This is a genomic window from Pedobacter agri PB92, from assembly GCF_000258495.1.
Lineage (GTDB): Bacteria > Bacteroidota > Bacteroidia > Sphingobacteriales > Sphingobacteriaceae > Pedobacter > Pedobacter agri.
In genome coordinates this window covers 1-24,098 of record NZ_AJLG01000072.1, presented here as the reverse complement: position 1 = coordinate 24,098, position 24,098 = coordinate 1, and the positions used below count along the sequence as shown (strand labels likewise).

18 protein-coding genes and 1 pseudogene are annotated in these 24,098 nt (G+C 37.6%); 9 read left to right on the top strand and 10 right to left on the bottom strand.

Features of this window, described 5'->3' with window-relative positions; translation table 11 throughout:
• The coding region (locus ON09_RS12050) for an NAD(P)/FAD-dependent oxidoreductase (RefSeq protein ID WP_010601322.1) at nt 1-761 on the bottom strand (761 nt) is incomplete at its 3' end.
• Between the two features lie 278 nt (nt 762-1,039).
• Here ON09_RS12050 and ON09_RS12045 point away from each other — a divergent pair.
• Nucleotides 1,040-1,861: a hypothetical protein gene (locus tag ON09_RS12045; protein WP_010601321.1), complete on the top strand. Its 822-nt coding sequence runs from the start codon at nt 1,040-1,042 to the stop codon at nt 1,859-1,861.
• Nucleotides 1,862-2,077: 216 nt separating this feature from the next.
• On the opposite strand, the gene ON09_RS12040 is transcribed toward ON09_RS12045, so the two are convergent.
• The gene (locus tag ON09_RS12040) at nt 2,078-3,217 is read right to left on the bottom strand and encodes a sterol desaturase family protein (RefSeq protein WP_010601320.1); all 1,140 of its coding nucleotides are present in this window, start codon (nt 3,215-3,217) and stop codon (nt 2,078-2,080) included.
• Between the two features lie 210 nt (nt 3,218-3,427).
• Here ON09_RS12040 and lpxK point away from each other — a divergent pair, with 210 nt between their 5' ends.
• From lpxK to ON09_RS12025, 3 genes are read left to right on the top strand one after another with little or no spacing between them, the layout of a single operon-like run.
• Complete coding sequence (lpxK, locus tag ON09_RS12035) at nt 3,428-4,489, top strand: tetraacyldisaccharide 4'-kinase (protein WP_010601319.1); 1,062 nt, start codon at nt 3,428-3,430, stop codon at nt 4,487-4,489.
• A complete protein-coding gene (locus ON09_RS12030) occupies nt 4,461-5,276 on the top strand; it encodes a purine-nucleoside phosphorylase (protein ID WP_010601318.1) in 816 nt (271 codons plus the stop codon). The genes lpxK and ON09_RS12030 overlap by 29 nt, the downstream gene beginning before the upstream one ends.
• Nucleotide 5,277: 1 nt before the next feature.
• On the top strand, nt 5,278-7,275 hold the full coding sequence (locus ON09_RS12025; protein ID WP_029204299.1) for a putative porin: 1,998 nt from the start codon (nt 5,278-5,280) through the stop codon (nt 7,273-7,275).
• Nucleotides 7,276-7,346: 71 nt separating this feature from the next.
• Here ON09_RS12025 and ON09_RS12020 read toward each other — a convergent pair whose 3' ends face one another.
• Both ON09_RS12020 and ON09_RS12015 read right to left on the bottom strand, forming a co-directional pair.
• On the bottom strand, nt 7,347-8,054 hold the full coding sequence (locus ON09_RS12020; RefSeq protein ID WP_010601316.1) for a porin family protein: 708 nt from the start codon (nt 8,052-8,054) through the stop codon (nt 7,347-7,349).
• A gap of 245 nt (nt 8,055-8,299) precedes the next feature.
• On the bottom strand, nt 8,300-9,481 hold the full coding sequence (locus ON09_RS12015) for a hypothetical protein (RefSeq protein ID WP_010601315.1): 1,182 nt from the start codon (nt 9,479-9,481) through the stop codon (nt 8,300-8,302).
• Nucleotides 9,482-9,793: 312 nt separating this feature from the next.
• Here ON09_RS12015 and ON09_RS12010 point away from each other — a divergent pair, with 312 nt between their 5' ends.
• Together ON09_RS12010 and ON09_RS12005 are read left to right on the top strand one after the other, a co-directional pair.
• On the top strand, nt 9,794-10,252 hold the full coding sequence (locus tag ON09_RS12010) for a peptidylprolyl isomerase (protein WP_010601314.1): 459 nt from the start codon (nt 9,794-9,796) through the stop codon (nt 10,250-10,252).
• Between the two features lie 65 nt (nt 10,253-10,317).
• Entirely contained in the window at nt 10,318-10,860 is a 543-nt protein-coding gene (locus tag ON09_RS12005) for a DUF5606 family protein (protein WP_010601313.1), read from the top strand.
• Between the two features lie 256 nt (nt 10,861-11,116).
• Here the strand turns inward: ON09_RS12005 and rlmH are convergent, their stop codons facing one another.
• On the bottom strand, nt 11,117-11,590 hold the full coding sequence (rlmH, locus tag ON09_RS12000) for a 23S rRNA (pseudouridine(1915)-N(3))-methyltransferase RlmH (RefSeq protein WP_010601312.1): 474 nt from the start codon (nt 11,588-11,590) through the stop codon (nt 11,117-11,119).
• Nucleotides 11,591-11,633: 43 nt separating this feature from the next.
• Here rlmH and ON09_RS11995 point away from each other — a divergent pair, with 43 nt between their 5' ends.
• Nucleotides 11,634-13,448 (top strand): MutS-related protein, encoded by a 1,815-nt coding sequence (locus ON09_RS11995; protein WP_010601311.1) that lies wholly within the window; start codon nt 11,634-11,636, stop codon nt 13,446-13,448.
• Between the two features lies 1 nt (nt 13,449).
• On the opposite strand, the gene ON09_RS11990 is transcribed toward ON09_RS11995, so the two are convergent.
• Nucleotides 13,450-15,993 carry a PKD domain-containing protein gene (locus ON09_RS11990; protein ID WP_010601310.1) on the bottom strand — a complete coding sequence of 848 codons (2,544 nt, stop codon included), beginning with the start codon at nt 15,991-15,993 and terminating at the stop codon, nt 13,450-13,452.
• A gap of 96 nt (nt 15,994-16,089) precedes the next feature.
• On the opposite strand from ON09_RS11990, the gene ON09_RS11985 reads away from it, so the two are divergent.
• Complete coding sequence (locus ON09_RS11985; RefSeq protein WP_010601309.1) at nt 16,090-17,427, top strand: GH1 family beta-glucosidase; 1,338 nt, start codon at nt 16,090-16,092, stop codon at nt 17,425-17,427.
• Between the two features lie 186 nt (nt 17,428-17,613).
• On the opposite strand, the pseudogene ON09_RS11980 reads toward ON09_RS11985, so the two are convergent.
• The 4 genes and pseudogenes from ON09_RS11980 to ON09_RS11970 all read right to left on the bottom strand — a co-directional run bounded on the left by ON09_RS11980 (nt 17,614) and on the right by ON09_RS11970 (nt 23,893).
• A pseudogene (locus ON09_RS11980) lies at nt 17,614-19,892 on the bottom strand (aconitate hydratase).
• Nucleotides 19,893-20,084: 192 nt separating this feature from the next.
• The gene (locus ON09_RS25680) at nt 20,085-21,737 is read right to left on the bottom strand and encodes an aconitase family protein (RefSeq protein ID WP_202947149.1); all 1,653 of its coding nucleotides are present in this window, start codon (nt 21,735-21,737) and stop codon (nt 20,085-20,087) included.
• Complete coding sequence (locus ON09_RS25675) at nt 21,706-22,851, bottom strand: 3-isopropylmalate dehydratase large subunit (RefSeq protein WP_202947148.1); 1,146 nt, start codon at nt 22,849-22,851, stop codon at nt 21,706-21,708. Before ON09_RS25675 ends, ON09_RS25680 begins: the two co-directional genes overlap by 32 nt.
• 388 nt (nt 22,852-23,239) lie before the next feature.
• Entirely contained in the window at nt 23,240-23,893 is a 654-nt protein-coding gene (locus ON09_RS11970) for a polysaccharide deacetylase family protein (protein ID WP_010601308.1), read from the bottom strand.
• Between the two features lie 19 nt (nt 23,894-23,912).
• On the opposite strand from ON09_RS11970, the gene ON09_RS11965 reads away from it, so the two are divergent.
• The coding region (locus ON09_RS11965; protein ID WP_010601307.1) for a hypothetical protein at nt 23,913-24,098 on the top strand (186 nt) is incomplete at its 3' end.

The window sequence follows — 24,098 nt, the reverse complement described above, 5'->3', positions numbered from 1 at the left end:
ATAGTTAAAGGCGCATCAAAAATCATTTCAGCTTCTTCAAGTATTTTCTTTAAATTTTTATTTTGATAAAGCACATTTTCCTGATAAGCCTGAATATCCTTATGTTTTTTAAAGCTTTCATAATTTGCCAAATAGCATACATTTAAAATAGCATTCTCTACTTTAGAAACTCCACAATAGCCACCTTTAAAATTATTTAAACTTACCAGATGACTGGGGAAATCTGATTTGTAATGCGCTTTAATAGCCAGGTATGGAGATTTTTGATTGATAAAGTTACGTTCTAATCTTTTATCGATAGCCGAACGTTTACCATAAGCACCCAAAACATATTCAGCTTTAAAACGCTCACCCGATGTAGTCTCCACTAAGAATTGATCTTCAGCATAAACTACGTCATTAACTTCTTTGTTTACTACGTTTACTCCGCGGCTTTTGGCCAGGTTATACAAATAATAATCGATGCTGTATCGGCTTAAGCCAAAACCTCCCAGCGGTAAAGTTGTGTTCACTTGCTTGCCTGTTGCAGATGTGAATTGCAGATTTGTAATTTGGGTAGGCGATAGATTTTTAAGATCTATACCGAGCCAGTTAAAATAGGGAAGGACCTCATTTGAAATATATTCTCCGCAGACTTTATGATGAGGATAAGCTGATTTTTCTATCAATGTGACATCAAAACCTTGCTTGTTGAGATGAAGCGCTGCAGTTAATCCTGCTAATCCACCACCAATAATTAAGATTTCTGTTTGAATGGGCATAAGGGATTGCAGATATAGAACGTAACAATTATATCTATCCCTTTGTTCGAAAATTTATTATTGCCCCAATCTTTTAAACAGGCATTGCCGTGCTGAATTACCAAATATCTGTATCATTGTTTGCTGTGCACCTGGCTTTAGTATCATACATGATAGCATTAAATCTAAATGTAAAATGAACCTTTATTTTTAATAACTGACTTCAATTACAATCAACTAATACAATATATCGTTTGAAAATCTTATTTTTATTCCGTTAACACTCAAAATCTATCAATATGAAAAACAGAGGATTCGCTATACTTTCCACCTTTCTTTTATTAACCTGCTTTATTTCTTGTAAGAAGGGAGGGGACCCAGCTGCTGATGGAAGTACTAAACTGGTAAAAATTAACTCCGATAAATATTATGGAGCTACATTAACATACAACGATCAAAATCAACTTACAAATGTTGCTGGCTTTCTCAATCCCTCCACTGGCGAGCAATATAAGTACAATGCCCAAGGCCAGGTCGTAGAAATTTTGGCCTATTATGGTGCAACAGAGCCCAGATCCAAGCAATTTGTAATTCATTACCAAAATAACTTACCGGTTTCTGGCAAGATGAAATACAGTCCGCCGGTAAGTACAAAAGATGTTAATCCAACATATTATATCGATAGTCTGGCTTATAAAACAACAAACGGTAATGTGTCAGAAATTAAGTTCTTCGATAGAAAAACTTACAACGCTAAAACAAATGCATTAATTTCCTCGAGAACTGATACAACAGACAAATACCAAATTAACTACGCCAATGGCAATTTGACTAGTGTAAAATCAAATAATGCTGAATCAACATTCCTATATGGTTCAAAAAAAGGTGTAATTTCTGCCCATGCACTGAAATTTGTCTTGAATCCTGAGAATAATCCAATGTTATTTTCATCAAATGATTTAATCGAAAGCATCATCAACAAATCATCGGTTAATGAAATTAAAACAGTCTATTCTTATACCTATAATAATGCAAATTTTCCTGTGTCGGGTAATGCAATCAGAACCTGGAAATCAAATACAACTATCGAAAACGCTTCGCTTGATTTTCAATATCAATAATAGATAAAATAATATTTAGAAAATCAGGGGCTGGTATTTTATAGGAATGTCAGCCCCGTTTTTTGCTCCAATCTTTTTGCGTTAATACTTCCATTGACGTCATTGCGAGAAGGAACGACATAGCAACATTTTCGCTAAGAAAGCAAAAAGTATTTCCGCTTCACCCGGGTTTAGAAATTAAGCTTTTGCAATTATACCCAGTGAACCAATGGCCACCTACCGGTCACTTCTCTCTTCCATTTTCAAATCCGTATCAAACGGACTTTTGGTAAAGGGGTAAATAGTTTGTTTTACAAAACCTTTAGGATATTCAGCTTCATGAACGCCTGTGCCTGCTGGCCACTCTTTTCCTGGCAAATAATAGGTTCCAAACATCATATCAATAAAAGGAAATATTGATGCAAAATTATTCCCGTAATATTTTGGGTCTTCGCAATGGTGCCAATGATGATATTGTGGTGTAGTGAAGATATATTTTAAAAAGCCAAAATTAATTCTCGTATTGGCATGAATTAATACGGCATGAATTGCAATGAAAATGATGTAAACATTAAAAACTGTTGATGAAAACCCCAAGACGTAAAGCGGAATAAAGGTCATCGCTCTGGTGAAAAATATATCAATGAAGTGTGTTCTGCTGCCGGCCAACCAATCCATGTTTTGAGTTGAGTGGTGTATGGAATGGAAACGCCACAAAGATACTCGGGTATGGAAAAAACGGTGTGCCCAGTACTGAAAAAAATCTGTAGTAAAGAAAGCTAAAAACAATGCGACAATAAAAGGTAGGCCCTGCACCCAGGTATGTAGTTTATCCAATCCCATCCAGCCAAAAAATAGTACGGCAGGTTTTTGTGTTACAATCCCAAAAAACTGAATAAATAAATGGCTAATCACAAAGTAAGTTAAATCTGTTCGCCATTCTTCATGGAATTTAGTTTGTTCATTGTTTTTTGGGAAAAATAATTCCAATGGTACAAAAATGGCAACCATCAATAATAAATCCAGTATCATCCAGTCTAAGCCAAAATGCCAGCTCGATTTAGCCACATCTCTTCCTTCAACGCTCAATGCGCCTAAAATTACTGCTAATGCTGCTAAAGCAAAACCTGGCCAACCCCACTTTAATTTTTTACTCAGGATAACACTTAATGCAGCAAAAAAGAACGAGGTAATGACACCGCCGAGCATTAGTGCTTCCATACTATCTTTGGTGTAAATTTCACGGAATTCGGGAGTGGTTAGTTTTTCCGGATAATGAAAACATAAAATTCCGAGTAAGGCTAAAACCGCTAAAAAAATCGAAATATAGCCGCTGATCTGACCTTGACCAACTACTAAACGTTTATTTGGAGACATTGAATTGAGTTTGTTAATTAACAATTATACTGAATTTTAAGTATTAGTATCGAACTGATGCAAAAAATTATAGTGATAAAATATGATAACGCCAGCATTTCAATAATATTCTGACAAACCTTTTTTGCTTAGTAGGGTTGGTTTAATAGTCATTGCTAAAAAAGCAGTGTTTAAATTTTAAATAATCCCTATTTTTGAAAACAACACGGTATGCTACTTAACTATTTACGCCTTTTACTTCTCCCTTTTTCTTTTATCTATGGTTTAGCCATTACGCTCCGAAAGAAACTCTATGACTGGGGCATTATGAAATCTGTAAAGTTCGATTTACCTATCATTTGTGTGGGTAATTTAGCTGTTGGAGGATCAGGGAAAACGCCTACAACCGAGTACCTGGTGAGATTGCTGGCCGATTATAAAATTGCCATTTTGAGTAGGGGATATGGGCGTAAAACAAAAGGTTTTATTCTTGCTGACGATACCGCAACAGCAGAAACAATTGGTGATGAACCTTTACAATATTATCAAAAATTTGAGGGCGTTACGGTAGCAGTTTGCGAAGAACGGGTGGTTGGGATTGAGAAGCTGAAGGAAAATCATGATCTGATCATCTTAGATGATGCTTTTCAGCATCGTGCCGTCACTGCGGGATTAAACATCTTGCTCTTCGAATTTAGAAAACTTGGGACATTGCAATTCTTACTTCCGGCAGGAAATTTAAGGGATGTTTTCTCTTCGCGGAAAAGGGCAGACGTGTTGCTGGTAACAAAGGCACCTGTTCCTTTACTACATGTTGCTCAGCAAGCCTCAATCAATGAATTGCAGCCAAATAACACTCAAAAGGTATTACACTCTTATTTAAAATATGGTAATCTTCAGCATTTATATACTGAAGAAAGTCTTCCACTGGAGTCTCTAAAAGATCGTCAAATTTTTCTTTTAACTGGAATTGCCAACCCAGACCCTTTAATTGAAGAGCTTGGAAAGTACACAGAGCATATTAAGCATGAAAAATTTCCGGATCACTATAGCTTCAAAACTGAAGATATTAAAAAGTTCAAATCGGCATTTGATGTTAGTGAGAAAAAAGAAAAAATAATCATCACAACAGAAAAGGATAGCAAACGTTTAAAAGCTGCGGGATTTAAAGATTTACTGGTAAATTTACCCGTATATTTTTTACCCATCGAGGTTGATTTATTTGAAGAAGATAAGATTACCTTTGATGAACTTATTTTAAACTATGTTAAGAGCAATAGAAGAAACCGTTGAGTATATAAAACGTAAAACCGAAAACTTTAAACCAGAAATAGGCATTATTTTAGGCACCGGCTTGGGCGGCCTAGTTAAAGAAATTGAAGTGGAGCATCAATTGATGTACTCCAATATTCCAAATTTTCCGATATCTACATTAGAATTTCACAGTGGCAAATTAATTTTTGGAACCTTAAACGGTAAAAAAATTGTAGCCATGCAAGGCCGTTTGCATTATTACGAAGGTTACAGCATGCAGCAAATTACTTTTCCTGTTCGGGTAATGAAAGGCCTGGGAATCGAAAATCTGATTGTTTCCAATGCGGCTGGTTCTTTGAATCCTGAATTTAAAAAGGGTGATTTGATGATTATTGAAGATCACATTAATCTTCAACCAGACAATCCGCTACGCGGTTTAATCGAAAGCTCACTAGGCCCACGTTTTCCTGATATGAGCCAGCCTTATCAGCGTTCTATCATTGCAAAGGCTCTAGAGATTGCTAAAACTGTTGATATTAAATGCCACAAAGGCGTGTATGTGGCTGTATCTGGCCCTAATTTAGAAACCAAAGCAGAATATAAATACTTACGGTTAATCGGCGCTGACGCTGTTGGTATGAGCACTGTTCCTGAAGTGATCGTGGCAAACCATGCCGGTTTACCTGTTTTTGCCATTTCAGTTTTAACCGATGAAGGTTTTCCGGAAGATTTGCAGCCTTTTAATTTAGATGAGATTTTGGAAGCTGCCGCGAAGGCTGAACCTAAAATGACGGAGATTTTAACCCGTTTAATTGCTGAATTGTAATATGCGTATCGTTGTTCAAATCTGTTTGCTAATTTCAATGCTTTCGGGTATTCAGAAGACTTTTGCCCAGGATTTAAAAACGAGTATAAATGATAAGTCGGAGGCAGATTCAATCAGAAAAAAACTTGATGCAAAAGATTCCATTATTTACACGGCAAAGTTTATCCGTTTTACCAAACTGGCTTTAAGCAGAGATAGTATCGTTTTGCTGCCGCTTGATACCTCTACAACTAACATACAGAATTATAGTCCGCTGTTGCAGCCTCAACATCCTACCATCAATAATGGAAATATGGGATTAGCTGCAAGGCCACTGCTTTTCGAGCCAAGTAAAAGAATTGGTTTCGATGCAGGATTTCATTCACTTGATTATTATGCTTTAACTCCTGAGGATATAATTTATTATCAGGCCCGTGCGCCATACACCAGCTTATATCTGATTAGTGCCGGGCAAAAGGAACAGTTATTTAAGGCAACGCACAGTCAGAATATTAAGAAAAACTGGAATGCCGGAGTGAACTTTAATCGTGGCGATTCAAGAGGGTTTTACAGCAGGCAGCGTGGCGATAACTTGAATGTTGCCGTTTTTTCCTGGTATCAATCGCCAAGTAAACGTTACAACATGTGGGCCTCAGCTATATTTAATACCATGCGTGCTTACGAAAACGGATCTAATTTAGACTCAACTATATTTGAGCCGGGTTACAATAAAATCAGCAGGGAAGCTGAGCCAGTTAAACTAACTACGGCCCGCAACTTGTACCGCAAAAATACCGTCTTTTTAAAACAGACTTACTATGTAGGCAGGATTGATACTTCGACTAATTTTAGCAGTGCAGTTTTGCCAACAAATAAGGTAACGTATACCGTAGAATATAATAATGACAGTTACGACTTCGCGAAAAACGAAGCTGATACTTATGGCGTAATGCCCGAAGGTTTTGCCAGTACAACTTTTACCAATGATTCCACTCACGTACAGCATTTAAAGAATGAATTTGTTTACAGTTTTTTTCTTCGTCCAAAAAACTCAACAGTTATTAAAAATGAATTAAAGGTTGATGCCGGAATTCGTCATGATTATTACCAGCATAAGTTTTTAGGCAATAAGGAGGATGGAACGCAATATGAACAGAGCCGGTTTAGTTATCAAAATATCACTGTGTTGGGTGCTGCCGGTTATCGCTTTACCAGTAATATCGATTTAAATCTTGATGTTCAGCAAATATTGCAGGGCGAAAATGCCGGAGATTATTTGTACGAGGCCAAAAGCAGAATACTATTGAGTAAATCTGTAGGGAGAATAGAATTAGGTGCTTATGCCCAAAACCAAAGTCCTGCGGCACTATTTAACTATTATCATGGTAACCATTATCGTTGGGATCGTCAGGATTTTAGTAAAACTAAAGTTAACAACTTATCTTTCAACTTTATAAATGATAAATATGGTTTTACCGCTGGGGCAAAATATTTTCTAACCAGTAACTATCTGTACTTTATGGCTGATTATAGTTATGGTACCAATGCAATTTTGCCTGTTCAGGAAAGTAGCGACATTAGCTTGATTCGCCTGGATATCTCAAAAAAATGGCGTTTTGGCAAGTTTGTTTTAGAAAACTATATCGCCTACCAGAAAACAGATAAAAATGCAATTTTAAGAACGCCGGAATTTTATACTTATAACAGTTTTTACCTGGATCAAACCTTTTTTAAAGTACTTAAAGCGAACATCGGTTTTGATGTGAGATACAATTCGGAGTATGCAAATTACTCTTATTCGCCGGCAACCGCACAGTTCTATATTGGCAGCGACCGCGTGTTTAAATCCGAACCAGTTGTTGATGTTTATATTAAAGCAAATCTAAAACGGGCTAATCTATTTATCAAATACGACTATATTAACCAGGGATTATTTTCTCCGGGATACTATACCGTAAACCGTTACCCAATGCAGGATGCTTTAATAAAGTTCGGAGTAAGCTGGAATTTTTACGATTAGTAAATGTGATGAACATAAAAAAAAGCTTCCTGATTCTAGAATCAGGAAGCTTTTTTGTTAAGAGGTATTGCTTAGAATGAATAACCTACAGAGAAACCTAACACACGGTTAGTTAATTTACCGTCACCAGATCTTGAATCTTTTGGTACCAGGTTAGATAAACCTAAACCATAATTTGCTCCTACTAAAAAGCCAGAGTTGGTACGATACGCTAAACCAAAGTTAGCACCAAAGTCTGTTGAACTATAGTCTTTATCTGTGCTACTACCAAATTTTAAATCATCTTCATTTGAAACAGTTCCAGCAGCGTTACCGCCAGTAGTTACTGTTTCGTACTTATTTTTTCCAGAAATGTTGAATCCAACATATGGACCAGCTGAAATTTGAATGGCACCAGCATCACCTGTAGGAATTCTGAATACAGCGTTGATAGGCACTTCAATAGCCATCAAATTTGCTTTACTTGATGTAGTACTGGTAACTCCTGCCACTGTGGTTGTTTGTTCAAATTTAGCTCCCTTATTTTGAAGCGATACACCTGGTTGGATAAAGAAGTTATTTGCAACACCAAAATCTGCAAATGCTGTAACGTTAAATCCTACGTTGTTTTGCACATTGTCATTAAATTCTGAACTGCCATTAAAATCGCTAGCACGGAATTTAGATAAGTTTACACCTGCTTTCAAACCGAATCTTGCGTCAGAACCAGACATTGTTGTTTGGGCAAAGGCACCCGTTGCTAATAATACTACTGAAGCACTTAATAATAACTTTTTCATGATATTTTTTCTTTAGGTAAAGAATCTTGTTTAAATGTTAATTACAAGCCCTGTTTCCAAAAGCTGTGCCAAAGTATCATGCGTGTTACGAAAAGACTTGTTAAAGCGTTGGTTTGCAATGAGTTTTTAAATATTTCGATAGCCTGAAGTTGTATCGCTGCGTATTTATCTCATGCGTACTTTATTGTATAGATAACAGGAATATTCATGTATTGTCAACAAAATACGGATGAACGGAAATAACATTAAGTTTTTTGTGGCTTTTTCTTTGCAGCAGGAAAAAGCACATTATTTAGTATTAATCTATAACCTGCAGAATTTGGATGCAGGTTGAGATCAGTCGGCGGATCACCAACTGCGTGTTGATAATCTTCAGGATCATGACCGCCATAAAACGTAAACTGGCCTTTACCAATTTCACCATGTAGATAACGAACTTCTGCTGCGCCTTTATTTTCGCCCAAAACAGTTACACTAGGTTTTACCACTGATTTTTTGAAAGCAGTAGTTTGGCCCATAAAACCTTTAATTACCTTATCATGATTTTGTGTAAGCATGGTGGGTACCAAATCCCATTTGGCAGAGAAATCAAACAAGGTAAAATAGTCGTTTGATTGATTGAGGTTTCGGGTTTGCGTGGCGTCTATGTCCGAAAACTCATAGTTCATCGGGTTGTTATCCAATCTAAAGTTTTGGAAAGCCAGGCTTTTATTAAAGTCGAGTTTTGATTGGGCATTTGGATCAGCCGCATCGCCATCAAACATTTGCGCACAAATATCAACACCTTCGGCTGCCAGAGCAATATCGAAACTATCCGTTCCGGAGCACATGGCAAACATAAAGCCACCACCAGCACAATACTCTTTAATGTGTTTTGCTACCGATAACTTCATTTCTGAAACTTTCTTGAACCCAAGTCTTTTGGCAAGTGTTTCCTGATTCTTTACATCTTCCTGGTACCAGGTAGCGTACCTAAAAGATGACCAGAAACGTCCATACTGACCGGTGAAGTCTTCATGATGCAGGTGTAGCCAATCATATTTGGTTAACTTGTCCTGTAAAATATCATCATCATAAATTACATCATAGGGAATTTCGGCATAAGTTAAAACCAGCGTAACGGCATCATCCCAAGGCAATTTGCTTTTAGGTGAGTAGACGGCAATTTTGGGTGTTTTTTCCAGCTTAACCATTTCCATATTAACCGATGGATCACTGATTTCATTGAGTAAGCTTACCACTTTCCCATCAGCCATTACCTCATAAGAAACCCCTCTGATTTTTAATTCATTTTCAACTGATTTATTGTATTTGATTAAAAAACTGCCACCGCGGTAATTTAACAACCAATCAACTTCTACTTGTTTGCTGATGGTCCAATAAGCAATTCCATAAGCCTTGAGGTGGTTTTTCTGGTCTTCATCCATATAAATTAATAGGGAAGAGGCTTTTGCGCAAATGCTCGCGAGCAAGCAAATAACCAAAATGATATATTTTCTTTGGATGGACATCATGAGATAAAACACTAAAATAACTTATTTACTACGTTAACGAAAATTTTAATGTTTTATGTGCTTCTATAGCAAATGGCGGGGCTGCTCGCCGCCAGGAATAGAATTGCGATCATTTACTAAATATAAAAGATGTTGTATTAATACAAATTTGCTATTTTTGCCCTCTACTTTTAAAACATGAAGTTTTTTAAGTAATTAAAAATTAAATAAGTACCCACATTTGATATGAGTAAAGCGATAATAAAAACCGAAAAAGGTAATATGACTGTTGAGTTCTTTGAACAAGATGCTCCAAAGGCAGTTGCAAACTTTAAAAAATTAGCAAACGAAGGCTTTTATGATGGTGTAACTTTTCACCGCGTAATTCCTGATTTTATGGTTCAAACTGGTTGCCCAAATTCAAAAGATGGTGCAACAGGAATGCCAGGTACTGGTGGTCCGGGTTATAAAATTGACTGTGAATTAACTGGCGAAAACCAATACCACGATCGTGGTGTGTTGTCAATGGCACATGCAGGCCGAAACACTGGTGGTTCTCAGTTTTTTATCTGCCACAGCAGAACCAATACTGCGCATTTAGATCGTAACCACACTGTTTTTGGTAAAGCAGTTGAGAATGTTGATCTTGTGGATGATATCCGCCAGGGCGATAAAATTTTAGGAATTGAAATTATTGAAGATTAATAGCAGCGTGTTGGGCGCATAGGGTTTACTCTATCGCCTATGCTCAAAGCTCTAAGCAAAAAATTATGAATTTAAGAGGAATTGTTGCCGTATCTGGCAGACCAGGTTTATTTAAACTGGTTGGACAAAATAAAGTAGGTTACATTTTGGAAGGCTTAGATGCTCAAAAAACCAAAGTTGTAGCCAATATCACCAATACTAAACTGGCTTCATTAGAAGATATTACGGTTTATGGTGAAGAGGAAGAAATTAAATTGGCGGATATTTTTGCTAAAATTTCTGAAAAAGGATCTACACCAGATTTGAAAAGTGATTTGCGTCCGTTCTTTTTAGAAGTGGCGCCAGGTCACGATCAGGAAAAAGTTTATGCTTCTGATATGAAGAAAATTGTTACCTGGTATAACCTGTTGAAAGATTTGCCTTTATTTACTGAAGAAACTCCTGAAACTCCAGGTTCTCCGGCAGAAGTTAAATTGGCTGAAGAGAAAGTAGCTGCTGATAAGAAAGCGAAATCTACTGCTACAAAGGCAGCTGGAAGTGCGAAAGCAACAACTAAGACTTCAGCTCCTGCTAAAAAAGCAAACATGACAAGTAAAAAAGGCGTTTAAGCTTTTTCCTAGTTTATTTTAAAACACCAGATTTATCGTCTGGTGTTTTTTTATGCACTTTAAAAAAAGTAATAAAGGATGGCTATGATCACTAAAGAAATGATGATACTAATCCAAAGCATTTTATTATTGCCGCTTTGATTACTTTTAAATCTGTATTGTCTTTTATATTTATCGTACATGTTGTTTTATTTTATGATGATTTGGAAAGGCTAATTCCATACTGATTTATTCATATCTATTCGTCATTTCTCTTCTAGGCATGATGGTAAGGTTCGCCTTTCAAAATGCTAAATCCACGGTATAGTTGTTCGACAAAAAATAGCCTGATCATCTGGTGTGAAAAGGTCATATCTGAGAGTGAGATTAAACCGTTTGCCCGTTTATAAATGGTTTCATCAAACCCATATGGCCCGCCGATAATAAAAATCAAATGTTGCACGCTGCCAATCATTTGTTTGTTCAGGTAATTGGAAAATTCAACCGATGAATATTTCTTTCCTTTTTCATCTAACAAAATAACAACATCACCATTATTAATTTGTTTGTTCAGCAGTTCGGCTTCTTTTGCTTTCTGCTGTGCCTCACTTAAATTTTTAACATTTTTTACATCAGGCAAAGGCAAAAAAGTAAAGTTAATATAGTGCTTTAACCTATTGATGTATTTTTCTATGCCTTCAATTAAATACTTATCCTCCGTTTTCCCAATGGCTATTAAAGTAATCTTCATTTAATATTTTCCTATCTTTAGAATTTTCCGCGATTCAAAGATAATGTTAAAAACCCAAGCACAAATAATATCTGGCTACGGCCAAAAAATAACTGAAGTTACCGCACAAATTAACCAAACCAAAAAGCTGGTAGATCAGCTCTCATTAGTACGGATAGGCTTGTTTTTAGCTGAGGTTCTATTTTTCGTTTTGCTATTAAATTCAGCAGATGATAACAGCAGGACGCTAATCCAAGTTTTACTCTTATTGCCTGTGATTGGATTTGTATATGTTGTTAGAAAACAAGCTAAGCTCGATCGTAAAATCGAATACCAAAAACAGTTGCTTTGGGTTTATCAGAATGAGTGGAATCAATTGAATGCTCAACCAAATGGTTATGATGACGGTAGCCAGTTTGAATCGGAGTCTCATCCTTACACTTCTGATCTTGATATTTTCGGAAGGGCTTCACTGTTCGAATTGATTAACAGGTGTTACACCAAAATAGGTAAAATATTGCTCTCAAATCGATTGGCAAACAAATTAACTAAAGATGAAATTTTAGCCCGGCAAGAGGCGGTTAAAGAAATACAGGACAAAATAGCAGAAACATATGATTTTAGGGCCAACCTGCATGGCCACGACATTGAAAAAATTGAACAAATAAAAACCCAGTTAGAAGGAAGCCTTGGTCAGCAACTTTTATTTGTACGTGGGCAATTTTTGCGTTTTTATGTAGCCACTGCGCCTTACTTAACCTTTGCATTGATTCTGGCTGCAATTTTTATCGGTGGTTTGTTTAGTAACTTGCTAGGGCTTTTTGTATTCATCCATCTGGGGATGAATATATTCCTCAATTCCAAAATCAATTTGGTTTTTTACAGTTTTGGTGGCGGATCAGGTTTATTAAACAGTTATGCCAAAGCCATAAAATGGACTGAAGAACATCAGTGGAAAAGCAGTTACATTCGCCGGTTGTTCACTTCAGAAATCCCTGTGAGTAAAGAAATCAGGACTTTGTCGAAGGTGATTCAAAAGTTTGATGCCCGATTGAATTTGATCGTTGGAGGTTTTTTAAACGGCTTGTTTTTGTGGGATTTGCAGTGTTGCATCAGTCTCGATAAATGGTATCAATCATCATCAAAAGATGTGATTACTGCACTAGATCATCTGGGTGATTTCGAAGAGCTTATTTCATTCGCTACATTGGCACACAATCATCCAGAGTGGGTATTTCCTGAAATGGAAAATGTATTCAACCTTAAAGGAACAGATATAGGTCATCCTTTAATTGCTGCCGATAAAAGAGTGAATAATGATTTCTACTTAGAACAATCTCCTACAGTTGATATCGTAACTGGATCGAACATGGCAGGGAAAAGTACGTTTTTACGCACCCTTGGTATTAATATGGTTTTGGCCTATGCCGGAGCACCGGTGAATGCTAGATCATTGCAGCTCTCTGTGTTCTCGATTAATAGTTACATGAGAATTAAAGATTCGCTGAACGAAAGTACTTCAACATTTAAGGCAGAGCTTGATCGTTTAAAAATGATTTTGAACAATATTAAACAGGATAACAATACCTTTGTGTTGATCGATGAAATGTTACGCGGAACCAATAGCAAGGATAAGTATTTAGGATCAAAAGTTTTTATTGAGAAGTTAATTGCCGAAAAAACGCCTGGTTTATTTGCAACCCACGATTTGCAGCTGGCAGATTTAAAAGATGACTATCCGCAAGAGGTTCGCAATTTTCACTTTGATATTCAATTTACTAATGGTGAAATGAGATTTGACTATAAACTAAAGCAAGGACCGTGTTCAACTTTTAATGCCGCAATCTTGTTAAAGCAAATTGGTTTAAGCTTAACTTAACTTATCTCAATAGCGTAACCGATCCGGTATACTTTACAGTGGTGTTGTTTAGGTGTGTGCCGAAAATTACGTAGTAATAAACGCCTGTTGGTAGCTCGTTATTTTTGAAAGTTCCTTTCCAGTTGTCGAAAATGTTATCTGTAAAAAATACCTGGCTTCCATAGCGGTTGTAAATCTGAATTCTGTAACGTTTTAAATTGGTAATACCTACCACAAATTCATCATTTACACCATCGCCATTTGGTGAAAATGCATTGGGCGTAAAAATGGAAGCTTCTTTTCTGATGATTAAATCGCCCTGCGTGATGGCATTTGAGCAGCCGTTATTTGAAAATGCGGTTAAGGTGATTTGAAAAGTGCCATCTGTTTGATAAGTATGTACTGGATTTTTTTCTGACGAAAGGGTGCCATCGCCAAAATTCCATTCGAAATAATCGCCATATTTAGAAGTATTGACGAAACTGACAGGTGCAGGTACCGAAAATTTAACATTGAATGATGGTTCAGTGTAGAAACTGGCAACTGGAACGTTGGCAATTGGCGGAATAATGATCGAGGCAGGATCTGAACTGCAGGTGCCTGAAGTGAGCACAATACGGTATTCTCCAGCTTGATTGAAGTTAGTTACCGGAATTTCGATGCTGCTGGTTGTCGCCGTGAAATTGTTCGGACCACTCCAGGCATAACTCATATTTTGTTGTTCAGGTACCGACAACTTAATTACATCATTTAAGCAGAATGCAGGTTGGTTAATCGTAATTTCAGGCAGCTCTGGCTTAATTTCGACCAGAATATCCTGTGTGAAAATAGATGTGCAACCGTTGTTGGTTTCAATTGTTAATGTAACGGTTTTTAATCCAGGAGCATTAAAAGTAATGAGCTTGCTATCGTTGGCAGCATTAACATTTGTTTTTACCGAAGGATCAAAACTCCAGTTTATTTTGTTGTAATTCTTCGATTCATTGACGAAAGAAAAGCTTTGATTGGATTCGCATTTATTATTAACCACAATAGAGAAGGCAGCTTCAGGTTTTAAGTCTACCGATAAAATTTCTACTGAATTTTCCTGGCTAATGCAATCGCCAACCTGAACAAATAGTTTATAAATGCCAACATGCTCCGGACTAACATTTGGTATAGAAGGGCTCTGGTCAGCAGATGTAAATCCATTCGGTCCGCTCCAATGGTATGTGGCGAGCGCTACAGATGGTGTTGAAAGTTGCAATAAATCTCCCTGACAGAGGTTAATATCTGATGCAGTAATTGCTGGTTTCTCTGGTGTTTTAGCCACAATAAAACTCTGGGTGGTAATTACGCTGCAACCGTTTGCTGCTTTTGCTTCCAAAACGACTACCTTCTCGCCAGGTGTGCTATAAGTAAGGGTGTAAGGACCAATTCCATTTGCTGTTTTCACACTTGCACCTTCACCAAACGACCATTTTAAATCAGCATAGTTAGAAGCAACAGCCTCAAAAACGTATGACTGGCTATCTGTACATGGATTTAATTTTTGAACAGCAATCTCCGCACTTGGACCGGCTAAATCGGCATCTCCTCCAAATTCCAAAGTAAAACCGTTATTTCCGCTGGAAAAATTGTCGATGAGAATAGCATAGGTATGGTTTTCTTCCAAATCAACATATTTCACAAAACCATTCTGCCCTGCAGGGCAACCAGACGCTTCAGTTAAATCCGTTTCGGTCATACTCAAACCGGTTTTATAATAACTTGGTGAACAGTTAACCCCGCTGCCTGCAGCACACCTGATTGCATTTGATGCATTGACCATGCTGCAATTACCATTTATCCCTAAATCATAGAATATCCAGTCGATATCATTAGAGATAACCGTTGGTGTGATTACAAAAGTAAAAGATCCGGCTTTGGATGCTTTGAACATATACCAGGCCGAGTTTGACTCCGTGCCTAAACACGTGCCTGCCGATTCATTTCTGCTCGATCCGGTGCCTGTAACATTTAATTGCGTAAACGTTTCTTTGGAGCAAAGAATAGAAACAGTGCCACAATCTTGCCCAGGTTGCATGGGTGGAAAATAATTATCAAGGCAAAGTTTAAATGTGCCGGTATTTTCATTTGCAGCACTTACCCGAACATAATAAACCTGCCCGGGTATTAGTGCACCTTTGTAAAATGAAATAACATTACTGGAAGTTGTAGAGGATCCAATCAATTCGCTAATTCCGGTTGCTCCAGTTTCAAACGTATAAAGTGCGACTAATGGGTTTACCAATGTATTTGTGCTAGTGGCATTAACCTGGCCGCTAACTGAAATATTGACGTCGTACTTGGTGGCTGTGAATTTAAACCAAACATCTTTACCGGTTTCTATCCAGCTCGTGGGCTTATTGTACATGCTGCTGGAGGTAGCCTCGATATTACTGTATGCCCCCTCCGCACTACAAAAAGCTGTTGTATTTGAAATGTTTATAGCATTAGCTAACTCATCATTAGTTGGTGGCGCAAAATTTGCCCATAGCTTAGCGCAAAATATGGCAATTAATAAGAGAGTTAATGATAAGCGCATAAAGTAAAACTATTAAAAAATGTTTTCATTTTGAATACTAAATACTTAATGTTTTGTTAATATTAAAGTTGCAACTTGAGCCCAGCAGAATTAACTATGATCAAAGCCAGTGATTTTGGACCTGACTTCCTTTGGGGCGTTGCTACAGCAGCGCCGCAAATTGAGGGGGCGGCAGATTTGTATGGGAAGGGTACGTCTATTTGGGATAGCTTTACCAATCGCAAGGGAAAAATTAAGAATAACCATAAGCTTGGCGTTGCCTGCGATTTCTATCATCGTTACCAGGAAGACATAGCTTTGGTTAAATTACTTGGGTTTCAAATATTTCGGTTTTCTATTTCCTGGCCTCGGATTTTACCTTTAGGAAGGGGAGAGGTAAACCAGGAAGGAATACGGTTTTATCATCACCTGATTAACGAATGTTTAACGCAAGGGATCACACCTTATGTTACACTATATCATTGGGATTTGCCGCAAGCTTTAGAAGATGAAGGCGGTTGGACAAGTTTCAGCATCAATGCCGCATTTAATGCTTTTGTAAGTATTTGTGCGTTGGAGTACGGCGATAAAGTTAAAAACTGGATTATACTGAACGAACCTTTTGGCTATACTTCTTTGGGTTATATGCTAGGCATTCATGCGCCTGGAAAAACCGGATTAAGCAACTTCTTTCCCGCTGTTTTACATACTGCTTTGGCACAGGCTGAGGGTGGAAAAATTCTGCGGGCAGAAATCAGCCAGGCAAATATTGGAACCACCTATTCCTGCTCAGAAATTATTCCTTACACACAAAGTGAAAATGATCTTCTTGCCGCTAAACGGGTAGATAGTTTAATGAATAGATTATTTATAGAACCTGCCTTGGGTTTAGGTTTTCCTACGGCGGATTGGGATCTGCTAGAGAAATTTCAAATTGAATATGGAACCTGGCGTTTAAATGATCGGATGAAATTCGATTTTGACTTTATAGGGTTGCAAAATTATTTTCCGCTCACGGTTAAATTTAATGCTTTTATTCCGGTAATACAGGCTTGGGAGGTAAAAGCAAAAAGTAGAAAAAAACCGCATACAGCTATGGGTTGGGAAATAAATGCCAATAGCTTTTATAATATCGTTAAACAATTTGCTGCTTATCCAAATGTTAAAAATATCATGATAACAGAGAATGGTGCCGCTTATCATGATAAACTGATTGAAGGAAGCGTTGTGGATGCAGAAAGGATTGAATATTTTGAGCTATATCTGGCTGCTTTATTGAAAGCAAAAAACGAGGGTATAAATATTTCAGGTTATATGGCCTGGACGTTAATGGATAATTTTGAATGGGCAGAAGGTTTCAATGCCAGGTTCGGGTTGGTGCATACTGATTTTAAAACGCTTAAACGTACCATCAAATATTCTGGTTATTGGTGGCAGGAATTTTTAAGGAATTAGGTTATTTGCCGCAAATTTTCGCTGATCAGGTTTACAGATTTAATAGATTGAAGTTTTTTTGTTTGTGAAAGAAATCTGCGAAGATCTGCTGTGGTTATCATTTTAAAACTGCAGGAAATAATAAACAAAAAATCCCGTCTTGATTTTACTCAAAACGGGATTTGTAATATTTGTTGTTATGCTTAACTAAACGCCAGCTTTCGCTGCGGCTTCAGCTCTGATGATGTTCAACGCACCGCCAGCCTTAAACCAGTCGATTTGCTGAGCATTGTAACTGTGGTTAACCGGGAATTGCTCTTGAGTACCATCTAAATGATGTAAAACCAGTGTTAATGGTTTATCTGGAGCAAATTCTGTTAGGCCTAAAATATCAATGGTATCGCCTTCTAAAATCTTATCGTAATCATCTTTATCAGCAAAGGTTAAGCCCAACATACCTTGTTTTTAAGGTTAGTTTCATGAATACGGGCGAAAGATTTAACCAACACAGCACGAACACCTAAATGACGAGGTTCCATCGCTGCATGCTCACGAGATGAGCCTTCACCATAGTTTTCATCGCCAATTACAATTGAGCCAAAGCCAGCTGCCTTATAATCACGTTGAGTCGCCGGAACGGGTCCGTATTCACCTGTTAATTCATTCTTAACATTATCAGTTTTATCGTTGAAGTAATTTACTGCACCGATTAACATGTTGTTTGAAATGTTATCCAGGTGACCACGGAATTTTAACCAAGGACCAGCCATAGAGATATGATCCGTTGTACATTTGCCCTTAGCCTTGATTAATAGTTTTAAGCCTTTTAAATCTGTACCTTCCCAAGGTGTAAACGGGTCTAGCAATTGCAAACGGTGCGAGGTTGGAGAAACTAAAACCTCCACGTTCGAGCCATCTTCTGCCGGTGCCTGATAACCTGCATCTTCAACAGCAAAGCCTTTCGTCGGTAATTCGAAACCAGTTGGCGGATCTAATTTAATCTGCTCGCCTTTATCGTTGGTTAACGTATCAGTCAATGGATTAAAGCCTAAATCGCCAGCAATTGCAATGGCTGCAACCATTTCTGGTGAAGCTACAAAAGCAAAAGTATTAGGATTACCGTCGGCACGTTTTGCAAAGTTTCTGTTAAAAGAGTGAACGATGGTATTTTTCTCTGCTTTTTCTGCACCAGTTCTGTCCCACATCCCAATACATGGTCCGCAGGCATTAGTAAAGATGGTCGCGTTTAAATCTTCAAAAGTTTTCAGATAACCATCACGATCAGCAGTGTAACGTACCTGCTCAGAACCTGGATTAATACCAAATTCGGCTTTGGTAACTAAACCTTTTGAAATGGCTTGATTAGCAATTGATGCTGCTCTTGATAAATCCTCATAAGAAGAGTTGGTACAAGAACCAATTAAACCCCATTCCACTTTCAAAGGCCAGCCATTTTTCTCTGCTTCTACTTTCATTTGAGAAACCGGAGTGGCTAAATCTGGCGTAAAAGGACCATTTAGGTATGGTTCTAAGGTATCTAAATCAATCTCGATAACCTGATCGAAATAATTTTCAGGATCAGCATAAACTTCAGCATCACCAGTTAAATATTCTTTGATTTTATTGGCTTCATCAGCAACATCATTACGATCTGTAGAGCGTAAATAACGTTCCATGCTTTCATCATAACCAAAAGTAGAAGTGGTCGCACCAATCTCTGCACCCATGTTACAAATGGTACCTTTACCAGTACAGCTTAGGTTAACTGCGCCATCTCCAAAATATTCAACAATGGCACCCGTACCGCCTTTTACAGTTAAAATACCAGCCACTTTTAAAATCACATCCTTGGCAGCAGTCCAGCCGTTTAACTTACCGGTTAATTTAACGCCAATTAACTTAGGAAATTTAAGTTCCCAAGGTAAACCAGCCATCACATCACAAGCATCCGCACCGCCAACACCAATAGCAATCATTCCTAAACCACCAGCATTCACGGTATGTGAATCGGTTCCAATCATTAATCCGCCAGGGAAGGCATAATTTTCCAAAACCACCTGGTGGATAATACCTGCTCCTGGTTTCCAGAAACCGATACCATATTTATTTGATACGGAAGATAGGAAATCGAAAACTTCAGCACTTTCAGTTTTAGCGTGAGGTAAATCTATTGAAGCGCCTTCTTTAGCCGTAATTAAGTGATCGCAATGTACAGTTGAAGGTACGGCAACCTGTGGGCGGCCGGCCTGCATAAATTGTAAAAGTGCCATTTGAGCGGTTGCATCTTGCATTGCCACTCTATCTGGGGCAAAATCAACATAATCAGTTCCACGAGAGAATGATTTTTTAGGATCGCCATCCCAAAGGTGAGCGTATAATATTTTTTCAGATAATGTTAAAGGTCTACCTACAATCTTACGGGCCGCGTCTACACGTGAACCAAAGTTTGCATATACCTTTTTAATCATGTCTATGTCAAAAGCCATACTCTATTTTTATTAAAATTGTTGTCAATAACGACACTAACTAAATTAAACAATTTTTGACATACTTATTTTTTAGATTTGTCAAAATATGTTATTTAAAACCATTCTATGCATCTCCTTGCATAATTAAAGAGGCTATCCGATACATCAGACAGCCTCCTTTTATTAACAAAAAATATGTTTAATTGTTTCCTACTGTTTTGTAGAAATTGGCGTAAACTTAGTTAGATTAATACCATCTACCGCCATTTTATATTCTTCAATGTTCGGAATACGACCTAAGATAGCGGATAAAACAACAACAGGTGTAGAAGCTAATAATGACTCTCCCTTTTTACCATCTCTATCTTCTACTACACGGCCCTGAAACAAGCGTGTAGAAGTAGCCATTACTGTATCACCTTTGGCAGCTTTTTCCTGATTACCCATGCATAGGTTACAACCCGGACGCTCTAAATACATGATATTTTCATATTCTGTACGAGCGGTGCTTTTTGGTAATGCATCGCTAAATTCAAATCCAGAATACTTTTGTAAATACTCCCAGTCTCCTTCAGCCTTTAATTCATCAATAATGTTATAAGTTGGAGCAGCTACCACCAACGGCGCTTTGAATTCAACTTTACCGGTTTGGTTCTCTATGTTTTTAAGCATTTGAGAAACAATTTTCAAGTCGTCTTTATGCACCATGCAAGAACCCACGAAGCTAAGGTCTACTTTTTTATCACCACCGTAGAAAGTTAAATCTCTGATCGTATCATGCGTGTAACGTTTGGAAACATCTACGTTATTTACGTCCGGATCGGCAATCATTGGCTCATTGATAATATCCAAATCAATTACTACTTCAGCGTAATACTTCGCATTTGTATCTGGCATCAAAGCAGGTTTGATACCTGTTTTAATCTCTTCAATACGTTTGTTGGCCTTATTAATCAATCCTTGCAAAACCTGGTTGTGGTTGTCCATCCCCTTATCAATCATGATTTGGATACGACTTTTTGCAATCTCTAAAGACTCAATTAAGGTATCATCCTGAGAAATACAGATAGATGCTTTTGCTTTCATCTCAGCAGTCCAATCGGTAAAAGTAAAGGCTTGATCTGCTAATAGCGTACCAATGTGTACCTCGATGATACGACCCTGGAATACGTTTTCACCATCGAATTGTTGCAGCATTTGTAATTGTGTGGCATGTACTACATCGCGGAAATCCATGTGGGGTTTCATTTCACCCCTGAAAGTTACTTTAACGGATTCAGGAATTGGCATCGCCGCCTCACCAGTTGCCAATGCCAAGGCAACCGTGCCAGAATCTGCACCGAATGCTACACCTTTTGACATGCGTGTGTGTGAGTCGCCACCGATGATGATGGCCCATTCGTCAATGGTAATGTCATTCAGCACTTTGTGAATTACATCCGTCATGGCGTGGTATTCACCTTTAGGGTCACGGGCTGTAATTACACCGAATTCATTCATAAACTTCATCAATTTAGGAATGTTGGCTTGCGCTTTTTTATCCCAAACAGATGCGGTATGGCAACCCGATTGATAAGCACCATCAACAATAGGAGAAATCACGGTCGCAGCCATCGCCTCTAGCTCTTGAGCAGTCATCAAACCCGTGGTATCCTGAGAACCCACAATGTTCACTTCTACACGAACATCAGATCCGGCATGCAAAATTTTTCCTTGTGTCAAACCTACTGCATTTCTATTGAATATTTTTTCTGCAGCAGTAAGTCCCTGCCCTTCAATATATACTTTTTTAGCCGGAGCAAATACGGTTGGTGCCTCAATATTTAAAATTTTAGCAGCAAATGTTTGAATTTTTTTTACCAAACACAATGGCATAAGAACCACCTGCTTTGATAAATTCCATTTTTTGCGGGGTCAATGCTTTTGAAATATTAATAAGCTCCTGATCGCCATTATATAATTTTTTAGTTCTGGTATTAATGGTTAATACCGTTCCTGTTGCTACCGAAAATACTTCTTCTACAACAGGCTCATCATTTTCGTTACGGATTACATTTCCATTTTCGTCTGTTTTCTTTACCCAGTTTTGCAGATCGATACCAATACCACCAGTTACATCAACTGTTGTTAAGAAAATTGGAGAAATCCCATTTGTACCACCAACAATAGGGGCGATATTCACAAAAGGAATATACGGGCTGGACCTTTTTCCTGTCCATAAAGCAACGTTATTTACACCCGACATGCGTGAAGAGCCTACACCCATTGTTCCTTTTTCAGCAACCAACATCACACTTTTATCTGGATGTTGTGCCTGTAAAGCTTTTATTTCCGCCTGAGCTTGTGGCGTGATCATACATTTACCATGAAGTTCCCGATCTGAGCGAGAGTGCGCCTGGTTACCTGGCGATAATAAATCTGTTGAAATATCCCCAATACCCGCAATATAGGTAACTACCTTAATTTCTTCTGCTACTTCAGGTAGCTTAGTAAAGAATTCAGCATTGGCATAGCTTTCTAAAATTTGCGTGGCAATTTCATTTCCATTGTGGTAAGCTTCTTTCAAACGGTCTGTATCCGCATCATATAAGAAAACCTGAGTTTTAAGTACTTCTGCTGCTTTTTTAGCTCGATCACCATTGTCAGCCAAAGCGATATCTAACAATACTTTGATTGAAGGACCGCCCTTCATGTGTGATAACAATTCAAAAGCAAAATCAGGCGTGATTTCTGCTACTACAGCTTCGCCTAAAATAATTTCCTTTAAAAACTGTGCTTTTACAACTGCCGCTGCTGTTGTGCCTGGCAAAGTGTTAAATATGAAAAAATTAACAGCTTCTTCTCTGTTAAAATTATTTACACTTTTAATTTGGCTGATAATTTCACTTGTTAATTCAGCTCCATCAATAGGTTTAGGGTGAAGACCTTGAGTTTTTCTATCTTCAATTTCCTGGATATAATCGTTATAAATACTCATCTTAGATATTTTACCCTTTTCAATAGGAGCTTAAGTGGAAAATACATTAGCTTCTTGAAAAGGATATGGTTTTGTACATTAATTTGTTTCAACTGGATTGATAAAATACAGTTGTTTGGCTAAAGCCAAAAATAGCAAAAAACAACCCTTAAAACCAATTTAGGCAGTCGATTACATAATTTAGAATTATTCTAAACAGGAATAAAAATCTATGGATCACATGTAACATGCATCATAAATAACTATACCCATTAAAAGCCCTTCCATAACTGCCCATTAACGAACAGCATTGTTCGATTATGAACGCTATCAATATTATCAGTCATTCAAATGCCGATTTATTTGCTTGCAATGCCATCTGTTTTAATTGGCATAGCAATCGCTGGAATTAAAGTGATGAAAAAGTGAAACCTTTATCTGAAAAATATTTTAAAGCCCGCGGTAGTGTATATTCCAGTCGATCGAAAGCTTTCAGGCTATCATGAAAAACTACAATTGAACCATTTTCCGTATGTTTTATAACGTTTTGGTAGCATTTTTCCGGGGAAAGATTAATGTCGAAGTCACCGCTAAGCACATCCCACATGACAATTTGCAGTCCGGTACTGGAAGTCGAAAGTCTGGATTTACTTTGATCTAAAACTAAAGACTTGAGACTACGGACTTGAGACTTTTTTATCCTCCCGTAAGGTGGCCGAAAAAGGTTTGTGCGTGTAAGTTGCTGGCACATTAAGGTATTTTCAATATAGGTTTCATCATCAGTTTTCCATCCTTTTAAGTGGTTAAAAGTATGGTTGCCGACTGCATGCCCATCGTTTATCACATGAGCATAAACTTCGGGATGTTTTACAATATTATCGCCGATACAGAAAAAAGTGGCTTTTGCATTAAAGGCTTTTAAAGTTTTTAGCACAAAATCTGTAACATTGGGTATAGGTCCATCGTCAAAGGTCAAATAAATAACTTTTTCGGTACGGGATTTATTCCACAGAAGTGATGGGTAATACCATTTTAGCAGAAGCGGCGATTTGATCAGGTACATTTAACACCAAAGTTAGTAAATGCCTGTACAGATTGAAATTATTAAAGTTGTTTATATAGATTTGAAACAAATTATGAAAATGTTTACCAAAAATAAGTTTATTACCGGATCTGCATTATTATTGGCGTTAAGCTTTAGTCAGGATATTAAGGCGCAAGAAGTGATTACCATCGAACAGGCTGTTGAAAATACTTTAAAAAATAAT